This is a genomic window from Enhygromyxa salina (genome assembly GCF_000737335.2).
GTDB classification, from domain to species: domain Bacteria; phylum Myxococcota_A; class Polyangia; order Nannocystales; family Nannocystaceae; genus Plesiocystis; species Plesiocystis salina_C.
Window position 1 is genome coordinate 31,160 of the sequence record NZ_JMCC02000072.1, and the last position, 23,848, is coordinate 55,007.

Consider the following 23,848-nt stretch of genomic DNA (forward strand, 5'->3'; position numbering starts at 1 on the left):
CGCGACGGCGGTTTACGCATGACCCATCGGGGGGACGAGCCGCGCGGCCAGGGTCCCCGCATACCACTGGTCGAAGGCATACACGCAGCGCTCGGTCGAGTGATACGGCCCCGGCACGCAGCCCGCCGAGGCCACGCCGCTCTGGACCCGCTCGCACACCTGCCAGTCCTGGCGATTCGTTCGATCCCAGAATTCAATCATGTCGCTGGGGTCGAACCCGGGCAGGGCCAAGCTGCTTGGCGGGAACAGCCACTCGCACACAATCCGAGATCGGGTTGGCGTGAGCGGCCAGATCGCGTGGGTCAGCAGGTATTGTGGGTGCAGGGCCAGGGTGAAGTTTGGATAGATCTGATCATAGCGGACCAATTGCAGATCTTCGCCCTTCAGCCCGGGGATCGGCGGCAGCGCGGTGGTACCCGACATCGACAAGGTCGTGAAGCCGTCGCGCAGCCGCATGGGCCCGCCGTTGAAGCAGAGCCCGGCCGTGAACGAGCCGGTCTCGAAGTCGCTGATTCGGTGCAGCTGCGGGTGCAGCAGCTGGCAGTGGTAGCACTCGCCGTAGTTCTGCGCGATCACCTTCCAATTGGCCTCGATCGTGTATTCGTGCCGGTGCGCCCGCCGCAATGAGCCGACCTGGTAGCGCGCCAGGCTGGGCAGATCTGCGAACGCCTTGGCGAGCGTCGGGGCGCTTGGATCCAAGTTGATGAACACGAAGCCCGCGAGGGTCTCGAGCCGCGGCGAGAGCAGCGGGTAGTCTGCTGCCGCGAACCCTGGATCAGCGCGGGGCGCATGCAGCAAGTGACCGTCGAGGGCGTAGCTCCATTTGTGATAGGGGCAATTGATCGCCCCGCGCAATCGCCCACATGGCGCGTCGAGCAAGCGCGCGCCACGGTGACGACATACATTGAAGAACGCGTGCAGCTGGCCGCGTTCGTCGCGAACGACCAAGAGTCGCTCATCGCCGACGTCACGGGTCACGTAGCTGCGGGGGCTGGGCAGATCCTGCTCACGGGCGATGCACAGCCACATGCGGCCAAACAGCTCGCGCTGCTCGATCGCAAAGATCTCTGGCGATGTGTACACGTGCGGAGGCAGCGTCCGCGCTTGCTCGAAGGGCGCTTGGATCGCCGTGAGCTCGGCGGCGAGCTCGGCGTGGCTCTGGGACCCAAGGGGGCGCATGGTCAGGATCGATCCTAGCGCTGGTTGGGGGGACGAGGCCCCGAAGCCGGGCGTTGGGTGACTGGTGGATCAGCGCAGCGCTGGTCTATCATCGGCCCATGCCACGCATTGCCACGTCGCTCACACTTGCTTGCATGCTCGCGCTGATCGGCTGCGCCGACGACGGCAGCAGCGATGGCACCCTGACCACGATTGACCCCACGACGAGCGGCGACGGCGACGGCGACGGCGACACCGAGAGCAGCAGCAGCGACTCGACCGAGACGGGCGATGGCGATGGCGACCCAGGTGACGGTGACGGCGACGGCGACGGGGATGGCGATGGCGACGGCGATGGCGACGGCGAGCCAGGGCCCCTGTGTGGCGACGGCAAGGTCGATCCCGGCGAGGAGTGCGACGTTGGCAACGAGACCATGTTCTGTGACGGCGACTGCACCTATGCGATGTGTGGCGATGGCTATCACAACATGTTGTCGGAACAATGCGACGACGGCAATTCGGAGAGCAATGACGGCTGCGTGGGCCCGTGCCTGATCGCCAGCTGCGGCGACAACTTCGTGTACGAGGGGGTCGAGGAGTGCGATGACGGCGATATGGACGACACCGACGACTGCACGAGCGCGTGCGTGTTGGCCTATTGCGGCGATGGCATCGTGCACGCCCAGGACGAGGAGTGCGACGACGCCAACATGGTTGACAGCGACGCTTGCACGGCCCAGTGCACCGCGTCGTTTTGTGGCGATGGCGTGCTGTGGGAGGGCATGGAGACCTGCGACGACGGCAACCTGATCAACACGGATGCGTGTCCGACCAGCTGTCAGCCGGCGGTGTGTGGCGACGGCTTCGTGCAGCAAGGCGTAGAGGAGTGCGACGACGGCAACATGATCGACGACGATTTCTGCGCGAACGACTGCACGGGCTTGGGTTACGCGCCGTGTTTCGAGTCGGACTTTGGCGTGCTCAACAACGGCGACCCATGGGTTGTGTGCACGATCGATCAAGACGGGGCGTGGGTTTCTGCCAACACTGGCGGGACCTACCAGGCCGACGAGATCTGCAACTTCCTGGGGTTCAACACCCTGTCTGAATGGGGCGGGACCTGTGGCAACGTGTGCGGCTACTGTGAGAACGACACGACCTGCAACAACCCCGGCAGCATGAACTTCGACGGGGGCGGCGGCGGCAACTGGCCCCAGCTCGGCAACACGGTCCACTGGCTGTGCACCAACGAGTGATGCGCGCAGCTCAGACCAGCGCTTGCAGCAGCTGGCCGATCGCCACCAGCCAGGCCTCCCAGCCGTTGGCCTGCAAGCTGGGCGGCTCGGTTCCCCGCGCGGCTTCGACCCACACGCCGGGGCGCGCGTGCTCGAGGCTCAGCGCGTGCTCGGTGTAGCTGGCGGCCTTGCCGGCGCCGCTTGGCGCGGAGGGCTTGGTGGGCTCGGAGGGCACGAAGGGCGCGCCGAGCAGCCAGACCAGATCGCTGCCGCCCACCACCGCGGCCTCGCTGGCGTGGGCTCGGGCCGCGTCGGGGTCGTCGACTTCGAGCAGCGTGACGACGCCCGACTCGATGAACTCGCGCAGGATCAAGCGGGCGAGCTCGAGCTCGGGCCGCAGCGGCTGTGCAGCCGCGCCGCCGGTCCGGCTGGGGACGCCGATCGTGACAATGCGCAGATCCAGCTCGGCCTCGTCGAGCCACGCACACAGCTTGCGGACCCCCGCGATCACGGCTCCGAACGCGACGACGATCCGCTGAAACGGCACGTCGGCGTCCTTGAGCCGCGCGTCGTCGAGCTCGGGCGCGAGCGCGAAGCAGATGGTTCGGCGCTCGCGGGTGTGCACGCTCTCGTCGCGGGTGTACTTGAGCAGCTCGCCGGCTGCCCAGCGAACGTCGAATAGATCGACGTGGCCAGCGGCGCGCTCGTCTGCTGGGTTCATGTAGATCAGCTCCGAGCTGACCAGGCTCTCGATCCCGCCGACGGTGGCGATCGATGCGTAGCCGCCGATCGGGTAGGCGCTCTCGTCCTCGACCTTGGTTGGTGTTCGGCCGCGGCTGGCGTCGCTGCGCCGGACCCGAACCGGCAAGCTGCGCTCGATCGCCTGGGCCGCGTCGGCGATCTGGGCCATGGCCAGGCGCAGCGAGGGGCTGTGCAGCGCCTCGTGGTTCTCGAGGGTGTACAGCTCGACGTCGCCGATCAGCGCGCCGCACTGGCGGGCGCCCTTGGCCAGGCCGGCGTAGACCTGGCCAAGCTCGCGCCGCAGCGGGGCGAACTGCGGATCATCGAGGGCCGCGGCCCCAAGCTCGAGCAGCTCGACGCCGTGGCGGTGCAGGACCCGGCGGATCGCGGTGGGGCCGGGCGAGTCGAGCTCGAGCTCACCGGGGCGCTGGGCTTGGCGGATCCGCCCTAGGATCTGATCCACGAACACCGCGATCGCGGTTGGCCGCACGCCCAGCTCGAGCCGCAGCAGCGCGTCGCGGGCGTGCTCGAGCCGGTAGTCGGCCGACAGCCGCCCGAGCACGTGCTCTTCGTAGGCGTCGAGGGCCGCGCGCAGCTCGGGATCGGCGAGCGCAACCGAGGCGGCGATGTCGAAGGGGTCACGCGCCAGCAGCCGGCCAAGATCCGCGACGATCCCAAGCGGGGGCAGCAGCGCGAACAGCTCGAGCGTGGCCTCGAGCCAAGGACGCACGCGCGTCAGCAGCTCGGCGCCCGGCGCTACGCCACGTTGGAGCGAGAGCCCGGCCGCGGCCCACTCGTCGACGTTGTCTCGCGCCTCGCTCACGCGGGGGGACCATAGCAGCATCGATCGTGGTGAGCGCGAGCTCGCAGCGGCGCGCTGTTGCGGCTTCGTCAGCGGTTGGAACGGCAACGTCCCGGCCCAGCGCGGGCGAGCCACGCAGGGGGGGGCCACAGGATCACGGCTCCGCGGGTAGGCGAGATCGCTGCTGCGAGCGCGGCCGCTACGCGACCCTGGACAGCATGGCTGGCAATGCTGGTGAGCTGAAGCCGACAGGCGAGCGTTTGGGGGGAGCGAAGGGGGATCCGCCGCCGAAGCGAGGGGGCTCTTGAAAAGCCCCCTCGAGGACATAGTAGGCCCGAGTCGAGCGCGCAGCGCTTGGTTCGAGCCTCGAGCGGCGGCAGCCAGCGAGGCCGTGGACGTACGGCTTCGCCGACACGAGCGCGCAGATATCCTGGCAACCGCAGGCCGCTAGCGGGCGCGCGCGAGCGGCAACACGCGTCGCCAGTCGCTACGCATCCACGCGCCGGCGCGCGCGGAGCTCGGATGATCGTGGAGGTGGGGCGGCGCGCCCCAACTCGAGGTGCGCGCAAAACCAGACAACCACAACGCCGCCGCCGCAGCGCTTGCGCCTCGAGGTGTGCACGCTCGGATTCGTTCACGCCTTGAATCTCGAGCGTCCAAGTCACCTCAATTCCTGCTCGCGAACCGCGTGAATGGGCATTCTCGCGAACGTGGCCAGAGATCGCAGCAACGCGCCGCCGCGCCGCAACTAGGCGGAATTCACCGGGCTCAATTCGCGATTGCCAGTTGGATACATATGATGTGTGGCACCGCCATTGCAGCATTGATGGACATGTCTGCCCGAGAAGTCGTTGTCATCACTGGTGCATCTGCTGGGATCGGTCGGGCGCTCGCTCGACGATTCGCACGGGAAGGCGCGAGCATTGGTCTGCTCGCGCGCGGCGGCCTCAAGCTGACGGCGACCGTAGAAGAGGTGGAAGAATTGGGCGGGCGGGCCCTGGCGATCGAGGTTGATGTCGCAGATCCCGAGGCGGTCGAGGCCGCCGCGACCCAGATCGAAGAGGAGCTCGGGCCGATCGACATCTGGATCAACAACGCTGGCGTCGCGGTAGCTGGCCGGATCATGGACATGAGCCCCGACGAGATTCGGCGGGTGTCGGACGTGACCTATCACGGCGCGGCCTGGGGCACGCGGGCGGCCTTGGCCCGCATGAGCGAGCGCGGTCGCGGCACGATCGTACAGATCGGATCGGGCACAGCCTACCAGGCGGTCCCAATGCTCACGAGCTACTCGGCGGCCAAGCACGCGCTGCGGGGGTTTACCAACGGTCTGCGCGCCGAGCTGCTGCATGACGGGACCGACGTGCACCTGACCATGGTGCACCCGTCTGCGATCAACACCCCATTTTATACATGGGCCCGGAACCTGTTGCCGTATCGGCCGGTCCCGCTGCGGCCGGTCTATCAGCCAGAGCTCGCGGCCGACATCATCTATTGGGCGGCCCACGCCCGCCGTCGTGACGTGTACTTGGGCTGGGCGACCGTCGGGGCGATCTTCGTGGATCAGCTGGCGCCGGGTCTCGCCGATCGCCTGCTCGTTCGCAATGTGCGGATGACAGAGGAGCGCTCGGAGCCGGCGCCCCCCGATCAGCTCGACCATCTGTTTGACCCGGTCGAGGTGGATCTGGGCGCGCGCGGTCGCTTCAACCACATCTCGCAGTCGCGGGCGCCGCTGGTGCGGTTGGTCGCGCGCCTCAGCGGGATCCGGGGGGCGCTGGCGGACGGGCTCTACGATCTGCTGCGCGGCCGTCGGATCTGGCGCTGAGGTGTCAGCGACCAGGTGATCGACGCTGCCGGCCGCGAGGGCCTGACAACAGTCAGTCGAGGCCGAGCAGCTTGGGGACCTTGTCCTCGAGCAGCGCGAGCTCTTCACGGGTCTCACCAAGGTAGGCCAACACCGTGAGGTCCTCGCGCTCGACCTTGCCGCCGTGCAGCAGCCACGCCCGCGCCCGCAGCAATTTGTAGAGCTTGACGACCTTGCGATCGCTGACGAACACCCCGTCCTCGCGGGCGAGGGTCTTGAGCAGGCGATGCAGCTCGCGGAGCAGCTCGTCCGAGAAGTAGCGGTGGCGATCACGCTGCGACGAGCCGTCGGGCAGCAGCTCGCGCCGCGCCATCTGCATGGTCAAGTAGCGGTGGGCCTTGAGCAGATCCTCCAAGCTGGCGTGGCCTTCGACCCAAGGCTTGAGGTTGAGGTCGCGCTGGGTCTGGGCGTCGAGGCCGGCGTCGATCAGCTCGAAGAAGTGGTCGTCTTGCACCGGGTGCGCGACGATCTTGAGGCAGAAGCGGTCTTTGAGGGCGGCGAGCTCGGCGTGCTCGGGGATCTCGTTGGTCGCCGCGATCAGGACCTTGAGCGCGACCGGGACCGGCAGGCCGTCTTGATAAAATTTGCGCTCATTGATGATCGTGAGCAGGGAATTGAGGATCGCCGAGTTCGACTTGAAGATCTCGTCGAGGAACACCATGCGCGCGGTTGGCAGCTTGCCCCGCGCGCGGCGAATGTAGCGGCCCTCTCGCAGCAGGTTGATGTCGATCGGGCCCATCACCTCCGAGGGCTCGGTGAACCGGGTGAGCATGTACTCGAAGTAGTCCTCGGTCGGGATCCCCAGCGCGTCGCGAAACTTGGTCACGAGGTCGGACTTGGCCGTGCCGGGGACGCCAACGAGCAACAAGGGCTCTTGGGCGATCGCGCAGACGGTCATGAGATCGACGATCTCTTGGCGCTCGACGAAGTAGTGGGCCAGCGCGACGCGAAACCGGTTGAGCCGCTCGCGCAGCTCGTGGGCCTCGGCGGCGAGGGTCTCGTAGTCGAGCTGCTCGACGGCCTCGACCGACGCGTCGAGCTGTTGGACGGACGGATCAGTGGTCACCGAGGGGCGCATGCGAGGCCGGGATCATAACGGCATGGCTGCGCATGGGAAACCGTGGGCGCACGACGCCGTCGCAGGTTGGCTTCAGCGACTCGACAGGTCGGTGTGGATCCGCCGGTGCAGCAGGTGCTCGTCATCCTCGACCCAGCGTCGCGCCCACTGGCTGAGCGCGAGATCTTCGCTGGCCAGCGAGAGCACGACGGCCTCCATCAGCTGGATCACGGACAGGCAGAAGTGAGACGTGGTGCTCAGGCTGTCGCTGGTCGAGGGCAGCCGCTGCATCAGCGCCCGCGCGCCCGCGATCGCCTGGCCGGGGGTGCTGCGGCTGAGCGCGACGGCGATCTCGCGCAGCAAGGTCTGCAGGACCTGCAGCTTTGGCGGCGGCGCGGCGAGCTCGGGCAGCAGCGTGTACGCGGCCGTGAACGCGCCCTGGACCCGGCCAGGCTGGCCGAGCGCCGCGAACCCGGCGGCGATGTGCAGCTGCGCGACGACCCCGGGGAGATCGCTGTTGTCGCCGACCCGCTCCTCGAGCTTGGTCAGCCGGCTGCTGAGCTGGGCCTCGTTGTTGCTGCGGCGCAGCACGGCGGCGCAGCGGGTCAAGAGCTCGGCGTACTCGGCGGGGCGCTGCTCGGTCAGCTCGGCGTCGCTGACGGCGAGGGTTGCGAGGGCGTCGTCGATCAGCGCGGGCCGGTCGTAGTAGCCGGCCAAGAGCAGGGCGTTGCGCAGCAGCTTGGGCCGGAGCTCCAGCGGGGCCGCGCTCACGAACGGCAGCGCGGCGTGCAGACGCGGGACCGCGAGCGGCTCGGGCAGGGCCTCGAGGAATTCGAGCAGCTCGCCGAGCGCTCGGGCGACGCGCTCGGGCCCCTGGGTGGTCATGCCCGCGAGCATGCGATCGAACAGCGCGGCGAGATCCTCGGGGTGGGTCAGCAGCGCGAGCCCGGCGAAGGGCTCGTCGTCCTTGCGGTTCCACTTGTCGAAGGCGTCGGTGTCCTCGCGGGGATCGAGCACGCGCGAGAGCTGAAGCAGGCGATCGTACTTGAACCGGTCGATGTTGCTGAGCCGCTCGCGGGCGGCGATCGGCCCGTTGGGCTCGGCCGAGAGCGGGGCGCCGGGCGGCAGACCCTCGAGCGCGTGCTGGATCCGGGCGGCGTAGCTGGCGTGGGCGGCGATGTGGATCGGGTCGCCGCGCGCGGGATCGATGCTGTCCCCAAGCAGCGCCTCGCCAGCTTCGAGCTCCTGGCGGGCGACCTGGGGCCGGCCGAGCCGCGCGAGGCCCCACGCGAGGACCAGGCGCACGTAGGCGTCGGTGCGGGCCTCGGGGTAGGTCGACTCGATCGTCGAGCGCTTGCGCTTGGTCGTGAGGTACTCGTCGCGCACGCGCTGCAGCTCGTCGGCGAGGCGGCCGAGATCGCTGGCGTCGCCGTCGGTCCCGTGGGTGCGCACGAAGTTGGGGATGTTGCGGGCCAGCCCGACCCCTTCGCGCAGCGAGCCCATGATCAGATCGCGGGTCTGGAACAGCGCGAGGCGATCGTCGCCAGCGAGGCGGGCCAGCGCGCTGCGGGCCAGCCACAGCGTGCGCAGATCCAAGCGCGCGCCGTGGGTGGCGAAGAAGCGCTGCAGTCGGGCGAGCAGCTCGGGGCCGAGCGGGGGAGGGACCTGCGCGAGCGAGCCGAGCGACGCGGCGGCGCGATCGCGCTCGGCCGGGCTCGCGCGGGTGTAGAGCTCGGCGTAGACGACCTCGGCGGCCAGCGCTCGGACCATCTGCTCGTCGAGGTCGACGTCGATGATGTCGACGATCCCGAGCATGTGCCCGCCGTCTGGGTAGCCCAGCATCGCGCACTCGCTGGCGACCCAGCGGTGGGCGAGCACGAGCGGGCTCGGCCCTCCCGCGCTCGCGCTCGCGCTCGCGCTTGGCCACAGCGCGCGCGACCAACACAGCCCCGCCTCGCGCGAGCGGTGCAGGGCGGCCTGGAGGTTGCCGAGGTCGGCCCACGCAGCGGTCCGCCCGGGATCGTCGAGCGGGGTGTCGAGCTCGCAGAACGCGGTCTCGAGCGCCGACAGCTGGGCCTCGATCTCGCTGCGGGGCAGGTCGATCGGGCGCAGCTCCTGCTCGGGATCGACCTGCGGGCCGGGGCCGGCATCGGCGATCTCGACCGACACGGGCGTGGCAAAGTCGTGCTCGTCAAACTCCGGCTCGCGCCGCAGGCGGTCGCGCTTGGGCTTGGGCTCGCGCTTGGGCTTGGGCGCCTCGCCGTCCTCCCACTCGACGCCGATCGACACGAAGCTGTCGAGGTCGAACGCGGTGCTGCGGACCCACGGCGCGAGCGCGTGCTCGTGCGCGCCGACGAGGTAGTCGACCCACTCGGACAAGGGCGCGAACGCGGTCTCGTCTAGGCTCTCGCGCGAGAAGCTGTGACCGCGGCGGCCCTCGCTGCCCTGCGGCGCCAACCACACGACGCGCTGGTCGAGGCTGGATCCGGGGGCGTCGTCGCCCAGCAGCTCGCGCAGCCGGCTCGGTCGCAGCGGCGGATCGATCATCGCGCCAACCGGCAGGTAGAGATCGGGGATCTGGGCGGCGGGCACGTAGGCCTCGGCGTTTAGATCGAGCGCGGGCGGCCCCTTGGCGCTGCGGCGGGCCCGAAGCACCACGCAGGTGTGGGTGCCGTCCCCGTGGGGGGTGGGCTGCTCGACGATCGCAAACCGGAGCCGCGCGACGACCTCGTCGGGGACCGTGCAGACCAGCTGCTCGATCTGTTCGAGGGCGCGCTCTCGGAGCACCCACAGATCCGCTGGGCGCTTGCTGGGCGCCCGCACCAGTCGCAGCTCGACGGCGAGTCGCTGCTTGGGTGTGGTCCCGCGCCAGCTGGTCAGCGAGGGCAGGGTGACGTCGCTGACGGCCTGCAGATCCAGCCACGGACCGTCGGGGGCGCGCAGCCATGGCACGCAGCCGGGCGTGGGAGCGGGCGTCGCCGCGCGGGCGCCCGCAGGGCCGCGGGGGATCAGCACCAGCTCACCGGGCTCGAGATCGAGGCGGGCCGCCTGCGGGTGACGGGCGCCGATCTCCACCCACACGCGCCCGCCCGGTCGCGCCGGCAGGTACGCGCGCAGGGGATCGTCACGATCGAGCGCGCGCAGCAGCGCGTAGTAGGGCGGATCGGCGACCCGGCACAGGTTGCGGCGCTGGCCGTGCTCGTCGTCGAAGAACGCGAGCCGCTGGTCCTCGCTGCCAAGCCGCAGCAGCTCGCCGCTGAGGCGCAAGAAGCCGTGATCCCCCTCGCTCACGAACAGCACCTCGCCAAGCGGCAGCTGGGGCTCGGGGGCGGGCTCGGGATCGATCAGCTCGGCCCAGCAGCGCAGGGTCTGGCCCGCGCGGATCCGCCGACGCGAGAACGCGACCCCGACCTCGCGCAGCTTCTTGCGTTCGCTGCGGCCGATCTCGACGCTCGGCTCGAGCAGCAGGCGCTGATCCTCGTCGAGCTCGAAGCTGACCGGCGCCGCCTGGACGGCGGCCGGGATCAACCCCGAGTCGAGCGCCACGCGCAGCGCGTCGTGATCTTCGATCACCAAGGTCGACATGCGGATCAGGAGCCTTGCTCGATCGACTCGCGCTCGTCGGCCTGCTCGTCCTCGACCTGAGCGTCGGGGATCTTGGCCTCGCGCTCGCGCTTGACGATGACCTTGCCGAGCTCCTCGGCCTTGACCACGCCGCCCTCGACGAGCTCGTTGATCAGCCGACGGTGCTCGTCTTCATGCTCGATCGGGAGCATGTCCGAGTCCGACTCGTACTCGATGATCAGGTTCTTCTTGCCCGTGTCCGGGTCGATCAGCAGGCGGATGTTGAGCTCGGCCATGGGTGGGGCGGGTAGCATAGCAAGGGTTTTTTTTACCCCCACAGTCGGTTTCGCACTTCGCAGGTCACTCGCTTCGCTCGCTCCCAAGGGGCTGGCTGTGCGCGGGGGCATGTGTGGCCCCCTAGAAGGGGGCTTGGGCGCGTTGAGCGGGGGGGGCTGTTTTGACCCCCACATTCGGTTTCGCACTTCGCAGGTCACTCGCTTCGCTCGCTCCCAAGGGGCTGGCTGTGCGCGGGGGCATGTGTGGCCCCCTAGAAGGGGGCTTGGGCGCGTTGAGCGGGGGGGCTGTTTTTACCCCCACATCCGGTTTCGCACTTCGCAGGTCACTCGCTGCGCTCGCTCCCAACGGGCTGGCTGTGCGCGGGGGCATGATTGGCCCCCTAGAAGGGGGCTTGGCGCGTTGAGCGGGGGGGCTGTTTTGACCCCCCACATCCGCTTTCGCACTTCGCAGGTCACTCGCGTCTCGGGGTCGTTCGTCGCGCGCGCGCGCTCGCCCGCAAGGCCGCCTCGCTAGCGACGTACCGTGTCGACCCAGCCACGGTCCGCACCGTCCGACCGCCGACGCCCGCCGAAGCCACCGAGCCCCCTTCTAGGGGGCCACACATGCCTCCGCGCACAGCCAGCCCGTCGGGAGCGAGCGAAGCGAGTGACCTGCGAAGTGCCAAACCGTCTGTGGGGGTAAAAAACAGCACGCCCGCTCAACGCGCCCAAGCCCCCTTCTAGGGGGCCACACATGCGGTCGCGGACAGCCAACCCGTTGGGAGCGAGCGCAGCGAGTGACCTGCGAAGTGCGAAACCGGATGTGGGGGTATAAGAAGGATCTCGTGCCCAGCATCCGTGCGATTCAGGTCGTGCACAGCCTGCGGGCGCTCGAGCTCGTGAGCGGGGGGGAGCACGAGCGGGCGCTGAGGCGGATGCGGCCGGAGTCGCTCGCGCGGATCCGCGACGCGCGTCGGTTTGACTGGCTGCCGGTCGCGCTCGACGTCGAGCTCAGCCACGCGGTCGCCGATGAGTTTGGCCCCGTGGTCGCGGCCGCTCGATCGCGGCAGAGCCTGGGTCAGTCAACGGGGACGCCGCTGCTGCGGCCGTTCATCGACGGCGTGGTCAAGCTGTTTGGACTCGAGCCCTCGAGCATGTTTCGGCAGGTGCCGCTGGGCTGGAACGCGGTCTACCGCGACGCTGGGCGGATGCGCTACGAGGTCAGCTCCGGCGCAGATCGATCGCTCATCTACGAAGACGTGCCGGTCGTGATCCTCGAGAGTCGCGTGTACCTCGACGCGATCGCGTCGGCGCTGCACAGCTTGTTGGATCTTTGCAACGCCGACGGGGCGATCGAGGTCGCCACGATCGACCGGGAGCGCGCGCGGGTCCAGCTGCGCGTGACCTGGTCCTGAACGCGGTCAGAGCGGAGCATGGCCCTCGAGTATGACCTCCACGTCGACGCTGTTTGCCCGGCGAATCACCTCGAGAAATTGCTCGTCGACGCTGGCGCCACCAAGCTCTCAGATAGCCCGGCGACCTACGGCGGTGACAAAATTCTGTGCGTCGTGGTCCCGCCGGACCCGCGCTCGAGTTCGTTCATCGCCGAGGAATTTCACGTCGAGCCGCGGGTCAGCGTCTACTTTCGGCTCGACAAGTTCAACCTGGATCAGTCGCAGCGATCGCTGGTTCAGTACATTGATCGGGTGTTGGTCGGCTGCGCGGGCGATGCCGTCGTCGTGTTCAATGGTGAGTTGGTCGTGCTGCGGCGGACCCACGACGCGCTGTTGATCCGGGCTGAATCGGCGGTGTCCATGCACGGTCGCGCCTCGCTGCTCAGCGCTCCATATGCGGTGGTTGACGACCTCGTGTGATCAGCGGACCCCAAACCCAGCCTCGAGCGAGTCGAGGGCTTCGTGGCCGAGCTGGTCGAGATCCTCGACCCCACCAGTTGCGTACCAGTGCCGCATCGTCGCGCGTACGGTGCCCATCATCGCGCCAGCCAAGACCTCGGCGCGGCGCTCGGACGCGAGACCGGGCGGGAGCTGGTTGATGAACACGGCGGCGATGTCCTGCTCCCACTCGCGATCGATCGCGGCCTCGCGGGCCAGCAGCGCCGACGATGATTGGATCAAGCTCTGCGCGACCAACAGCTGGTCGCGGTGCTCGCTGTACTCGACGCTGAACAGCCGGGTCAGGCGACGAAAGGTGTCGAACGGCGACTCGTCGGGCGGGGCCGTGCTCAGGATCTCCACGAAGCGCTCGCGCCTGCGCTCGCGGTTGGGAAACACCAGGCTCTCTTTGTCGGGGAAGTAGCGGAAGAAGGTTCGCTTCGACACGTCGCCCGCGGCACAGATGTCCTCGAGCGTGGTCGAGTCGAAGCCGTGCTGGTGGAACAGCTCGTGGGCGCGGCTCAGGATCCGCGAGCGCGTCTCGGCCTTCTTCTGTTCGCGCGTCTGCTCGGACCCGGTCACGGGCGAATTTATACGGCAGTGGGTGTGAGATGTGCCACTCGGTGGCACGGAGCCCTTGGGACGGTTCTCGAGGGCCGAATTCGGCGTTCATGGGGGTGATCTCTGCGCGGTATCCACGATCTGGAGTCGGCACGAACGCCCCTGTGACACAACGAAGACAGAGAATTGCGACGTTCGTGATTCCCGCATGGAGACGAAACCGCCACTGGGTGGCACCTTCCGCTCGGGCTTCCCCAAATGTCCTCCGAACACGATTTTTCAGCGGGCTTCTGGCACGACGCGGACACGGCTCCAGGGTTCGCGGGTGCGCCGATCGTCAACGCGATCGCGCGGGTCCGCGAGCCGGCCTACGTGATCCGTCACCCCGAGACAGGCGCGATCGGTGTGGCCGTGGGCGGGCGCGTGGGCCCGGAGCCCGTGGCACTCGGCCGCCCGGCGTGGCCGGTGTGGGGCCACCTGCCGCCGCTGTACCCGGAGTGGCTCGGTGACCGCAGCTTCACCCAGACCCACGGCGTCCGCTTTCCTTATGTGACCGGCGCGATGGCGAATGGCATCGCAACGACGCGGCTCGTCGCGGAGGCCGGACGCGCGGGCTTCCTGGGCTTCTTTGGGGCCGCGGGGCTGGCCTACGGGCGGGTCGAGCAGGCCGTCGCCGAGCTGAGCGCGGAGCTTGGCGACGCGGCGGCGTGGGGCTGCAACCTGATCCACTCGCCGCAAGAGCCGGCGCTCGAGGACGCGGTCGCGCAGCTGTACATCGAGCGTGGGGTTCGGCGGGTCTCGGCGGCGGCGTTCATGGCCTTGACGCCCTCGATCGTGCGCTACGCGATCGCGGGCATCCACGAAGATCAGCACGGCCAGATCGTGCGGCCGCGCCACGTGTTCGCCAAGGTCTCGCGGCTCGAGGTCGCGCGGCACTTCCTCGAGCCGGCGCCCGAGCGGATCTTGCAGGTCCTGCGCGAGCGCGGGCACATCACCGAGCACGAGGCTGCGCTCGCCCGGCACATCCCGATCGCCGAAGACATCAGCGTCGAGTCGGACTCGGGCGGCCACACCGACAACCGGCCGCTCGCTGCGTTGCTGCCCAGCATGCTCGCGCTGCGCGACGAGATCGTGGCGGCGCGTGGCTACGCGCGCCCGATCCGGATCGGCGCGGCCGGGGGAATTGGCACCCCGAGCGCGGTCGCCAGCGCGTTCGCGCTTGGGGCTGCGTACGTGCTGACGGGATCGGTCAACCAGGCGTGCGTGGAGTCGGGGCTCGACGCGAGCGGCAAGCAAATGTTGGCCGAGGCTGGGATCGCCGACGTGATCATGGCCCCGGCCGCCGACATGTTCGAGCTTGGCGTCGAGGTCCAGGTGCTGCGCCGCGGCACGCTGTTTGGCGTGCGAGCCAAGCGGCTCTACGAGCTGTACCGGGCCTACGAGACCTGGGACCAGATCCCCGCCGAAGACCGCCGCAAGGTCGAGCAACAGCACCTGCGCACCAGCTTCGAGCAAGCGTGGGCTTCGACCCACCAGTTCTGGGCCGAGCGCGATCCCGGCGAGATCACCAAGGCGCAGGCCGATCCACGCCACAAGCTGGCGCTGGTGTTTCGCTCGTACCTGGGCCAGTCCAGCCGCTGGGCGATCGTCGGCCAAGCGGATCGCCGCACCGACTTTCAGATCTGGTGCGGCCCGGCGATGGGGGCGTTCAACGCCTGGACCGCCGGCAGCTTCCTGGCCGCCCCCGAGGCCCGCACGGTCGTGCAGGTCGCCCGCAACTTGATGGAGGGCGCCGCGGTGATCACCCGCGCCCAACAATTTCGCAGCTACGGCGTGCCGGTTCCGGCGGCCGGCTTTGACTTTCGGCCCCGGCCGTTGGCTTGACTTCCCACTCACCGCTCGAGGTCCGCATGACTACTCAATCGCCCCGTTGTCCCCTCGCGATCGTTGGTGTGTCCGCCCTGTTCCCTGGCTCGCAGGACGCCACCGGGTTTTGGACAGACATCCTGGCTGGCCGGGATCTGCTCAGCGACGTGCCGACCACCCACTGGCTGCCCGAGGACTACTACGATCCCGATCCGCGGGCGCCCGACAAGACCTACGCCAAGCGCGGCGGGTTCTTGTCGCAGGTGGACTTCGATCCGATGGCGTGGGGCGTGCCGCCCAACATCATCAAGGCCACCGACACCTCGCAGCTGCTGGGGTTGATCGTCGCCGAGCAGGTGTTGCGCGACGCGGCGCGCGGCCAGTTTGACGCGATGGATCGCTCGCGGATCTCGGTGATCCTGGGCGTGACGTCGGCCCAAGAGCTGCTGGCTTCGATGATCAGCCGGCTGCAAAAGCCCGTGTGGGTCAAGTCGCTGCGCGAGCAGGGGCTGGGCGAAGACGAGGTCCAGGCGGTCTGTCAGCGGATCGCGGATCACTACACGCCGTGGGAAGAGAGCTCGTTCCCGGGCCTGCTCGGCAACGTCGTGGCCGGGCGGATCGCCAACCGGCTCAACCTTGGCGGGACCAACTGCGTGGCCGATGCGGCCTGCGCTTCGACCTTTGCGGCGCTGAGCATGGCGGCGCAAGAGCTGTACTTGGGCGACTCGGACCTGGTGATCACCGGGGGCGTCGACACGCTCAACGACATCTTCATGTTCATGTGCTTCTCGAAGACGCCGGCGCTGTCGGCCTCGGGCGACTGCCGGCCGTTCTCGGATCAGGCCGACGGCACGATGCTCGGCGAGGGGCTGGGCATGGTCGCGCTCAAGCGGCTCGCCGACGCCGAGCGCGACGGGGATCGGATCTACGCCGTGCTGCGCGGGATCGGGGCCTCGTCCGACGGGCGCTCGAAGAGCGTGTACGCGCCGGTCTCGGACGGCCAGGCGCAGGCGCTGAAGCGGGCCTGGGGCCACGCGGGGATCGAGCCCGACACGATCGAGCTGATCGAGGCGCACGGGACCGGCACCAAGGCCGGCGACGCGGCCGAGTTCGAGGGGCTGCGCCAGGCGTTTGGGGTGCGGGATGACGCCCAGTGGTGCGCGCTTGGATCGGTCAAGTCGCAGATCGGCCACACCAAGGCCGCCGCCGGGGCTGCGGGGCTGTTCAAGGCCGTGATGGCGCTGCACACCAAGGTGCTGCCGCCCACGATCAAAGTGGATCGGCCCAACCCCAAGCTGGAGATCGAGACCTCGGCGTTCTATCTGAACACCCAGGCCCGGCCGTGGATCCGCGCCAGCGATCACCCGCGGCGCGCGGGCGTGAGCGCGTTTGGGTTTGGCGGGTCGAATTTTCACCTGCTGCTCGAGGAGTACGCCAGCGAAGACTCAGCGTTGGTCGCCGAGCGGCTGCGCACGCTGCCGGTCGAGCTGATCGCGCTGTCGGGCACCAGCGGGGCCGAGGTCGCCGAGCAGGCCCGGGCGTGGGCGCAGCGCTGTGATCAGCGCGGGCTGCTGCAAGTAGCGGCGTGGGAGACCCAGCGCAGCTTCGACGCTTCGGCCAAGGCGCGGCTGAGCGTGGTCGCCAGCGACGAGCAGGATCTGCGCACCAAGCTCGAGCGCGCGGCGGCGCAGATCGAGGCGGATCCAAGCGCCGCGTTCGAGAGCCCGAACGGGAGCGCCTACGGGGTCGGGCCGCAGGTCGGCAAGATCGGGCTGCTGTTCCCGGGCCAGGGCAGCCAGTACGTGGGCATGACCGCCGAGCTGGCGATGAGCTTCGACCACGCCCGCGGGGCCTGGGATCGCGCCGCCGAGCTGCGCTTGGGTCTTGGCGAGCGTCGGCGGCTGGACCAGCTGGTGTTTCCGATCCCGCGCTTTGACGACGCGGCGCGCGAGCAAGACGAGCTCGCGCTGCGCGAGACCGAGTGGGCCCAGCCGGCGATCGGCTGCGCGAGCGCGTCGCTGCTGGCGATGCTGCGCGAGCTTGGGCTCAGCGCGGACGCGGTCGCGGGCCACAGCTTTGGCGAGGTCATGGCGCTGCACGCCGCGGGCGTGCTCGGCGAGGCGGACATGTTGCGGGTCGCGCGGCGTCGCGGTGAGCTGATGGCGGCCGCGGGGTCGGCGGAGCTGCCGGGGGCCATGAGCGCGGTGACGGCCTCGGCCGAGCAGGTGCGCGCGGCGATCGAGGGGCTCGACGACGTGGTCCTGGCGAACTTGAACGCGCCCAAGCAGACGGTGATCAGCGGGCCGGTGCGGGCGATCGAGGCGGCCGAGCAAGCGCTCGAGCGGGCCGGGTTGGACGCGCGGCGGCTGCCGGTCGCGTCGGCGTTTCACTCGCCGTTGGTGGCGGCGAGCGTGGAGCCCTTCGCCGCGTTCTTGGACCAGCTCGAGTTTGGATCGGCGCAGCTGCCTGTGTACTCGGGCGAGTCGGGGGCGCCCTACGAGGACGACGCCGCGGCTGCGCGCGCGCGCTTGGGTCGGCAGATCGCCCAGCCCGTGCGCTTCACTTCGGTGGTCGAGGCGATGGCCGACGCGGGCGTGCACACCTTCATCGAGGTCGGGCCGGGCGCGGTGTTGACCAACCTGGTCGGGAAGATCCTCGAGGGGCGGCCGCACGCGGCGGTCGCCTTGGATCGGCGCGGGACCGGCAGCGTGACCGCGCTCGCGCGGGCGCTGGGCCGGCTGTGTGCGCTGGGCGTGCCGCTGCGCTTGGACGCGCTGTGGCAGGGGTACCGGCAGCCCGTGGATCACAGCGCAACGCCGGCGCCCAAGCTCGCGGTGCCGCTGTGTGGGTCGAACCCGCAAAAGCCGTATCCGCCCGTTGGCGGGGCCAAGGATCTGCCCGCGCCAAACCCCGCCCGGCCGCTCGCGGCTGTATCGCAGCCGCTCGCGGCTGTATCGCAGCCGCTCGCTGCCGGGACGTTGAACCCGGCGCCGTCGCCCGCTACTACGCCGCAACCTCCGCGGTCTGCGGTCACGCCTGCGTCGCCGCGAGCGACGTCGAACACGGCGCCGCCGGTCGCTGCTGCGCCGCAAGCTCAGCGGCCTGCGCCAACTCCTGCTGCCTTGCCTGAGATGCCCATGTCCAAGCCTACTTTTGTTCCGAGTCCCGCTGCCGCCTCGCTCGTCGCTCATGCACCCGCTGCACCGGTTGGCGACGCCTGGCTCGCGGCTTGGCAGGAGGCCCAGCGCCAGACCGCGCAGACCCACGCAATGGTGCAGCAAACGATGGCGAGCTCGCACGCGGCGTACCTGCGCGCGACCGAGACGAGCTTGGTTGGGTTGGCCGCGATGGCCGGGGTCTCGCTGCCAGCGGGGCCGGCCGTGGCTGCGCCCGCGCATGCGCCCGTGTATGCGCCTGCTCCCACGTATGCCCCTCTCGCGGCTGCGCCTGCACAGCCGAGCCCAGCCGCGCAGCCGAGTCCAGCCGCGCAGCTGAGCCCAGCCGCGCAGCTGAGCCCAGCCGCGCAGCTGAGCCCAGTAGCGATGCCGACGGCGCCCTCGCAGCCAGCCCCAGCACCGGTCGCGGCTGCGCCCGTGCAGCCCGTGTCCACGCCCGCGCAGGCCGTGGCTGCTGCTGCGCGGCCGGTCGCCGCACCCCAGCCGGCCGCCGCCGCGCCGGGTGTGGATCTCGAGGCGTTGATGCTGACGGTGGTGGCTGACAAGACCGGCTACCCCGAGTCGATGCTGGAGCTGTCGATGGACATGGAGGCCGAGCTTGGGATCGACTCGATCAAGCGGGTCGAGATCCTGGCCGCCGTGCAAGAGCAGGCGCCCGGACTGCCGGCGATCGACGCGGGTCACATGGGCTCGCTGCGGACCCTGGGCGAGATCGTCACGTACATGCAGAGCCTGATGGGCCCGGTCGCGGCGGCCCCGGTGGCTGTCGCTGCGGCGGCGCCCAGCTTGGATCTCGAGGCTTTGATGCTCGCGGTGGTGGCCGACAAGACCGGCTACCCCGAGTCGATGCTGGAGCTGTCGATGGACATGGAGGCGGAGCTTGGGATCGACTCGATCAAGCGGGTCGAGATCTTGGCCGCGGTCCAAGAGCAGGCGCCCGGGCTGCCGGCGATCGACGCCGGTCACATGGGCGCGCTGCGGACCTTGGGCGAGATCGTCAACTACATGCAGGGCCTGCTGAGCCCGGTCGCGGCTGCGGCTGCGCCGATCGTGGTCGCTGGCGCGCAGTCGGATGGGTCTAGCCAAGCAGCGACCCCGCCGCTCGGTCGCTACGCGCTCGAGTTGGTGCCCGCGCCGGCCGTTGGCTTGGCGCAGCCGGGCCTGCACGGACCCAGCGGGGTGTTCATCACGGGCGCGCCCGAGCTCGCGGCGGCGTTGGTCGGCGTGCTCGAGGCTCGCGGCTTGCGGGCCCGCAGCGGTGATCATGTCCCGGCCGACGCCGACGCCGTCGTGTTCCTTGGCGGGCTGCGAGATGTCGCCGACGAGGCCGACGCGATCGCCATCAACCGCGAGGCGTTTCGTGTCGCCCGCACGCTCGCGCCGCGGTTCACCGCGCAAGGTGGGCTGTTCGTCACGGTTCAGGACACCGGCGGCGCGTTCATGGTTGGCCACAGCGAGCCGGCAGACGCCACGCGGGCGTACCTCGGCGGCCTGCCAGCGCTGATCAAGACCGCCAAGCAAGAGTGGCCAAGCGCGAGCCTCAAGGCGATCGACATCGCCCGTGGCACGCGGACCGCCGAGCAGCTCGCCACCGTGATCGCCAACGAGCTGCTGCTTGGCGGCGGTGAGCTCGAGGTTGCGATCTCGGCCACGGATGAGCGCCGAACGCTGCGCTCGTTCGCGGCTCCGCTCGACCTGAACGCTGCGGAGACCACCACCGGAGCGATCGAAGCGGTCGGGCGCGGCGACGTCGTCGTGGTCTCCGGTGGCGCGCGCGGGGTCACGGCCGCCTGCGTGATCGAGTGGGCGCGGCGCAGCCAGGCTCGGTTCGCGCTGCTCGGTCGCAGCACCCTCGAGCCCGAGCCGGACTGCTGCGCGGGGCTCGAGGACGACGCCCAGCTCAAGCGCGCGCTGCTCGAGCAAGCCAAGCGCGACCAGGTCAGCGTGACCCCGGCCTCGCTGTCTCGGCAGGTCAAGGCGGTGCTCGCCGGTCGCGAGATTCGGGCGACCCTGGCCGCGATCACGGCCGCCGGCGGCGAGGCGCTGTACCTCAGCGTCGACGTGGGCGACCGCGCGGGCGTGGCCACGGCGCTCGGTGATCTTCGCTCGAGCTGGGGGCCGATCGTTGGGCTCGTGCACGGCGCGGGGGTGCTGGCCGACAAGCTGATCGCCGAGCTTGGCGACGAGCAATTCGACTGGGCATTCGACACCAAGGTCGAGGGTCTGCGCGCGCTGCTGTCGGCGACCGCCGAGGATCCGCTGCGGGTCCTGTGCACCTTCTCGTCGGTCTCGGCCCGCTGCGGCAACAACGGCCAGTGCGCCTACGCGATGGCCAACGAGATCCTCAACAAGGTCGCCCAGGCCCAGGCCCGGCTGCGGCCGCAGGCGCTGGTCAAGTCGCTTGGCTGGGGCCCGTGGAAGGGCGGCATGGTCAGCCCGCAGCTCGAGCAGCACTTCGCGGCGCTCGGCGTCCCCATGATCCCGCTGGCCGAGGGCGCCAACATGCTGGCCAACGAGCTCGCGGGTCGCGAGCCCGAGCGGGTCGAGCTGGTGCTCGGCGGTGAGCCGCGGCCCGAGGCGCTGCTGGTCAAGGGCAGCGAGGCGCGGGTGCTCGAGCTCGAGGTCCACCTCGATCGTCGGACCCACACCTATCTGGCGGATCACAGCATCGCCGGCACGGTCGTGGTCCCGGTCGTGCTTGCGATGGAGTGGTTCTCGCGGATGGCGAGGGCGTTCCGGCCCGACTTGCAGCTGCTGTCGATCACCGACGTCCGGGTGTTGCGGGGCATCAAGCTGCACGGCTTCGAGGCCGCGGGCGATCGCCTGATGCTGCGCTGCCGGCAGTTCAGCAACGGCCGCGGGGTCGTGCTCGAGCTCGAGATCCTGGGCGCCGAGGGCACCCTGCACTACCGCGCCAAGGCCAAGCTCGACGCCCCGGGATCATCCTCCGACTTGGGTCAAGAGCAGCGCCAAGAGCCCGCGCTGCGCTCGTGGGGCGACGCCTTGGTCTACGGCGACGTGTTGTTTCACGGCCAGGACTTTCAGGTGATCGAGACGCTCGAGGGCGTGGGCGACGACGGGATCGCGGGCATCCTCAAGGGCGTGCGCAGGCAGGCCGGGTGGAGCTCGGAGCCGTGGCAGGTCGACGTCGCGGCCCTCGATGGCGGACTTCAGCTCGCGGTGCTGTGGGCCCGCGAGCGGCTTGGCGGCGCGACGCTGCCCATGGGGATCGGTGAGCTGCGGATCGGCGCCGCGCCGGTCAGCGAGGGGCCGATCCGGGTGGTCGCGAATTGCCGCAAGACCAGCGACTCGCGGGCGACCGCGGACGTGATGTTCCTCGACCAGGCGGGGGTGCGGCTGTCCGAGCTGCGCGGCGCCGAGCTGGTGCTGCGCCCCGACCAGGTGCTCACCCAACAAGGCTCGTAGGAACCCGCGCCAATGCCAGCCTTCGAGCCGATCGCGATCGTTGGGCGCGCGTGCGTGCTGCCCGGCGCGCTGACCCCCGAGCAGCTGTGGACCTTGGTCATCGAGGGCCGCGACATGGTCGAGTCGATCCACGCGGTCGACCCGGGGCGCTGGCGGCTCGCGGGCTCCGACGTGCAGGGCGAGGGCGCGGATCAGACCTGGAGCGATCGCGGCGGCTACGTGCGCGGGTTCGAGGGCGTGTGGGATCCCGAGGGCTTCGCGGTCCCGGCGGCCGCACTGCGTGGGCTGGACCCGCTGTTCTTGTGGGTGCTGCACTGCGCACGCGAGGCGCTGGCCGACGCGGGGGACGACCGCCGCGGCGCGGTCGCGCGGGCCCGGGTGGGGGCGGTGTTCGGCAACCTCGGGTTTCCGATGGCGCAGATGAGCCGCCACGCGGAGTCGCTGTGGTTCGAGCAGGCCGAGCCGGTTGATCCGCGCAACCGGTTCATGAGCGGCGCCGCCGGGTTGCTCGAGCGCGCCCTGGGTCTGGCGCCCGGGGTGTTTTGTCTGGACACCGCGTGCGCGAGCTCGCTGGTGGCGATCAAGCTGGCCTGCGATCAGCTGCATGATCGGCGGGTGGATCTGGCCCTCGCGGGCGCCGTCAATCGGGCCGACGATCTGTTCTTGCACGTCGGCTTCTGTGCGCTCTCGGCCCTCAGCCGCAGCGGTCGCAGCCGGCCGTTTCACGCGGACGCCGACGGCTTGCTGCCGGCCGAGGGCGCGGGCTTCGTCGCGCTCGAGCGCCTGGCCGACGCGCGCCGCCACGGCCATCACATCTACGGGGTGATCCGCGGCGTGGGCCTGTCCAACGACGGGCGCGGGCGTGGATTCTTGGCCCCCGCACGCGAGGGGCAGGTCCGGGCGATCCGTCAGGCCTACGCCCTCGCCGACGTGGACCCCGGTGCGGTCTCGCTGCTCGAGTGTCACGCGACCGGCACGGTCGTCGGTGACGCGACCGAGCTGGGCAGCAGCGCCGAGGTGTTCGCGGATCGGCAGACCCAGCCGCTCCCGATCGGCTCGCTCAAGTCGAACCTTGGCCACGCGATCACGGCGGCCGGCGTCGCCGGGTTGATCAAGGTGCTCGAGGCCATGCGCCACGGCCAGCGCCCGCCAACGATCCACGTCAACGCCGACGCGCCCAACCCCACCCTGGCCGACACGCCGTTTCGCGTGCTGGATCGTCCGGAGTCGTGGCCCGAGTCGCCGAAGATCGCGGGCGTCTCGGCGTTTGGGTTTGGCGGCAACAATGCACACTTGGTCGTGAGCGAGGACGACCCGGGGATCGACGTGGGGGCGGGCCCAGGGCCGCGCGATGAGCCGCTGGCGGTGATCGGCGTCGGGGCGATCGTGGGCTCGGCCCACAGCGCCAACGCGTTCACCCGGGCGCTGCTCGGGGACGACGAGAGCTTCGATCCGCGGACCGGCAGCTTCGAGCTGGACCTGGGCGGCCTGCGGTTTCCGCCCAACGATCTGCGCCACACCCTCGCGCAGCAGCTGCTGGTGCTCGCGGCCGCGCGTGAAGCCAGCGCGGGTCTCGAGCCCGCGCGCGAGCGCAGCGGGGTGTTCATGGGCATCGAGCCGGATCCCGAGATCTGCCGGCACGGCGCGCGCTGGCGCCTGGCCCAGCGGCTGCGCGACGCGGGGCTCGATCCTGGCGCGTCGCAGGCTTGGATCGAGGGCGCGGGCGAAGCCTTGGTGGGTCCGCTGAGCGCGGCTGGGGTGGTCGGGACCATGCCCAACATCCCCGCCAACCGGATCAACGCGCAGCTCGATCTTGGCGGCCACAGCTGCACGGTGTTCGACGGCGAGTCCTCGGGGCTGCGGGCGCTGTCGCTCGCGAGCCGAGCGCTGCGCAGCGGCGAGCTCGACACCGCGGTGGTCTGCGCGGTCGACCTGAGCTGCCAGGAGGTCCACACGCACGCGATCGCTGCGATCGAGGGGCGACCCAGCGAGCCGGGCGACGCGGCCGTGGCGTTGGTCGTGCAGCGTCTGAGCGTGGCACGGGCTGCGGGCGCCCGGGTGCTCGCGGTGCTCGAGGGCGACGCCGCCGAAGCCGAAGGCCAAGCGCTGTCGCTCGGCGACATCGATCTGCGCGCGCGCCTGGGTCGATCATGGGCGGCGGGTGACTTGCGTGATCTGTGCGCGGCCGTGCTCGCGGGCCGTCGCGGCGCGCTGCCTGACGCGCGCCCATG

At 70.1% G+C, this 23,848-nt stretch carries 13 protein-coding genes; 7 read left to right on the plus strand and 6 right to left on the minus strand.

Annotated elements, in window-relative coordinates:
* Positions 1-12: 12 nt before the first annotated feature.
* Positions 13-1,179, minus strand: a complete 1,167-nt coding sequence (locus DB30_RS25450) for an aromatic ring-hydroxylating oxygenase subunit alpha (RefSeq protein WP_052553537.1) — start codon at positions 1,177-1,179, stop codon at positions 13-15.
* A gap of 98 nt (positions 1,180-1,277) precedes the next feature.
* Here DB30_RS25450 and DB30_RS25455 point away from each other — a divergent pair, with 98 nt between their 5' ends.
* On the plus strand, positions 1,278-2,414 hold the full coding sequence (locus DB30_RS25455; RefSeq protein ID WP_146660558.1) for a DUF4215 domain-containing protein: 1,137 nt from the start codon (positions 1,278-1,280) through the stop codon (positions 2,412-2,414).
* 10 nt (positions 2,415-2,424) lie between these two features.
* Here DB30_RS25455 and DB30_RS25460 read toward each other — a convergent pair whose 3' ends face one another.
* Positions 2,425-3,957, minus strand: a complete 1,533-nt coding sequence (locus tag DB30_RS25460; RefSeq protein WP_052553542.1) for a hypothetical protein — start codon at positions 3,955-3,957, stop codon at positions 2,425-2,427.
* 811 nt (positions 3,958-4,768) lie between these two features.
* Between DB30_RS25460 and DB30_RS25465 the strand changes: the two genes are divergently transcribed.
* Complete coding sequence (locus DB30_RS25465) at positions 4,769-5,761, plus strand: SDR family oxidoreductase (RefSeq protein ID WP_165703941.1); 993 nt, start codon at positions 4,769-4,771, stop codon at positions 5,759-5,761.
* Between the two features lie 52 nt (positions 5,762-5,813).
* On the opposite strand, the gene DB30_RS25470 is transcribed toward DB30_RS25465, so the two are convergent.
* The 3 genes from DB30_RS25470 to DB30_RS25480 all read right to left on the minus strand — a co-directional run bounded on the left by DB30_RS25470 (position 5,814) and on the right by DB30_RS25480 (position 10,717).
* On the minus strand, positions 5,814-6,878 hold the full coding sequence (locus DB30_RS25470) for an AAA family ATPase (protein ID WP_052553544.1): 1,065 nt from the start codon (positions 6,876-6,878) through the stop codon (positions 5,814-5,816).
* 72 nt (positions 6,879-6,950) lie between these two features.
* Positions 6,951-10,442, minus strand: a complete 3,492-nt coding sequence (locus DB30_RS25475) for a hypothetical protein (RefSeq protein WP_052553546.1) — start codon at positions 10,440-10,442, stop codon at positions 6,951-6,953.
* Positions 10,443-10,447: 5 nt separating this feature from the next.
* Positions 10,448-10,717: a hypothetical protein gene (locus DB30_RS25480; protein ID WP_052553547.1), complete on the minus strand. Its 270-nt coding sequence runs from the start codon at positions 10,715-10,717 to the stop codon at positions 10,448-10,450.
* An 824-nt stretch (positions 10,718-11,541) separates the two neighbouring features.
* On the opposite strand from DB30_RS25480, the gene DB30_RS25485 reads away from it, so the two are divergent.
* Positions 11,542-12,111 (plus strand): hypothetical protein, encoded by a 570-nt coding sequence (locus tag DB30_RS25485; RefSeq protein ID WP_146660562.1) that lies wholly within the window; start codon positions 11,542-11,544, stop codon positions 12,109-12,111.
* A gap of 18 nt (positions 12,112-12,129) precedes the next feature.
* The gene (locus tag DB30_RS25490; RefSeq protein WP_052553551.1) at positions 12,130-12,570 is read left to right on the plus strand and encodes a SitI3 family protein; all 441 of its coding nucleotides are present in this window, start codon (positions 12,130-12,132) and stop codon (positions 12,568-12,570) included.
* Here DB30_RS25490 and DB30_RS25495 read toward each other — a convergent pair whose 3' ends face one another.
* Positions 12,571-13,170, minus strand: a complete 600-nt coding sequence (locus tag DB30_RS25495) for a TetR/AcrR family transcriptional regulator (protein ID WP_052553554.1) — start codon at positions 13,168-13,170, stop codon at positions 12,571-12,573. It lies immediately after the preceding gene.
* 237 nt (positions 13,171-13,407) lie between these two features.
* Between DB30_RS25495 and DB30_RS25500 the strand changes: the two genes are divergently transcribed.
* From DB30_RS25500 to DB30_RS25510, 3 genes are all read left to right on the plus strand, one after another.
* Complete coding sequence (locus tag DB30_RS25500) at positions 13,408-15,033, plus strand: PfaD family polyunsaturated fatty acid/polyketide biosynthesis protein (RefSeq protein ID WP_146660566.1); 1,626 nt, start codon at positions 13,408-13,410, stop codon at positions 15,031-15,033.
* A 26-nt stretch (positions 15,034-15,059) separates the two neighbouring features.
* On the plus strand, positions 15,060-21,617 hold the full coding sequence (locus tag DB30_RS25505) for a type I polyketide synthase (protein WP_146660569.1): 6,558 nt from the start codon (positions 15,060-15,062) through the stop codon (positions 21,615-21,617).
* A gap of 12 nt (positions 21,618-21,629) precedes the next feature.
* Positions 21,630-23,848: beta-ketoacyl synthase N-terminal-like domain-containing protein (locus DB30_RS25510; RefSeq protein ID WP_276204380.1), on the plus strand; the 2,219-nt coding region annotated here is incomplete at its 3' end.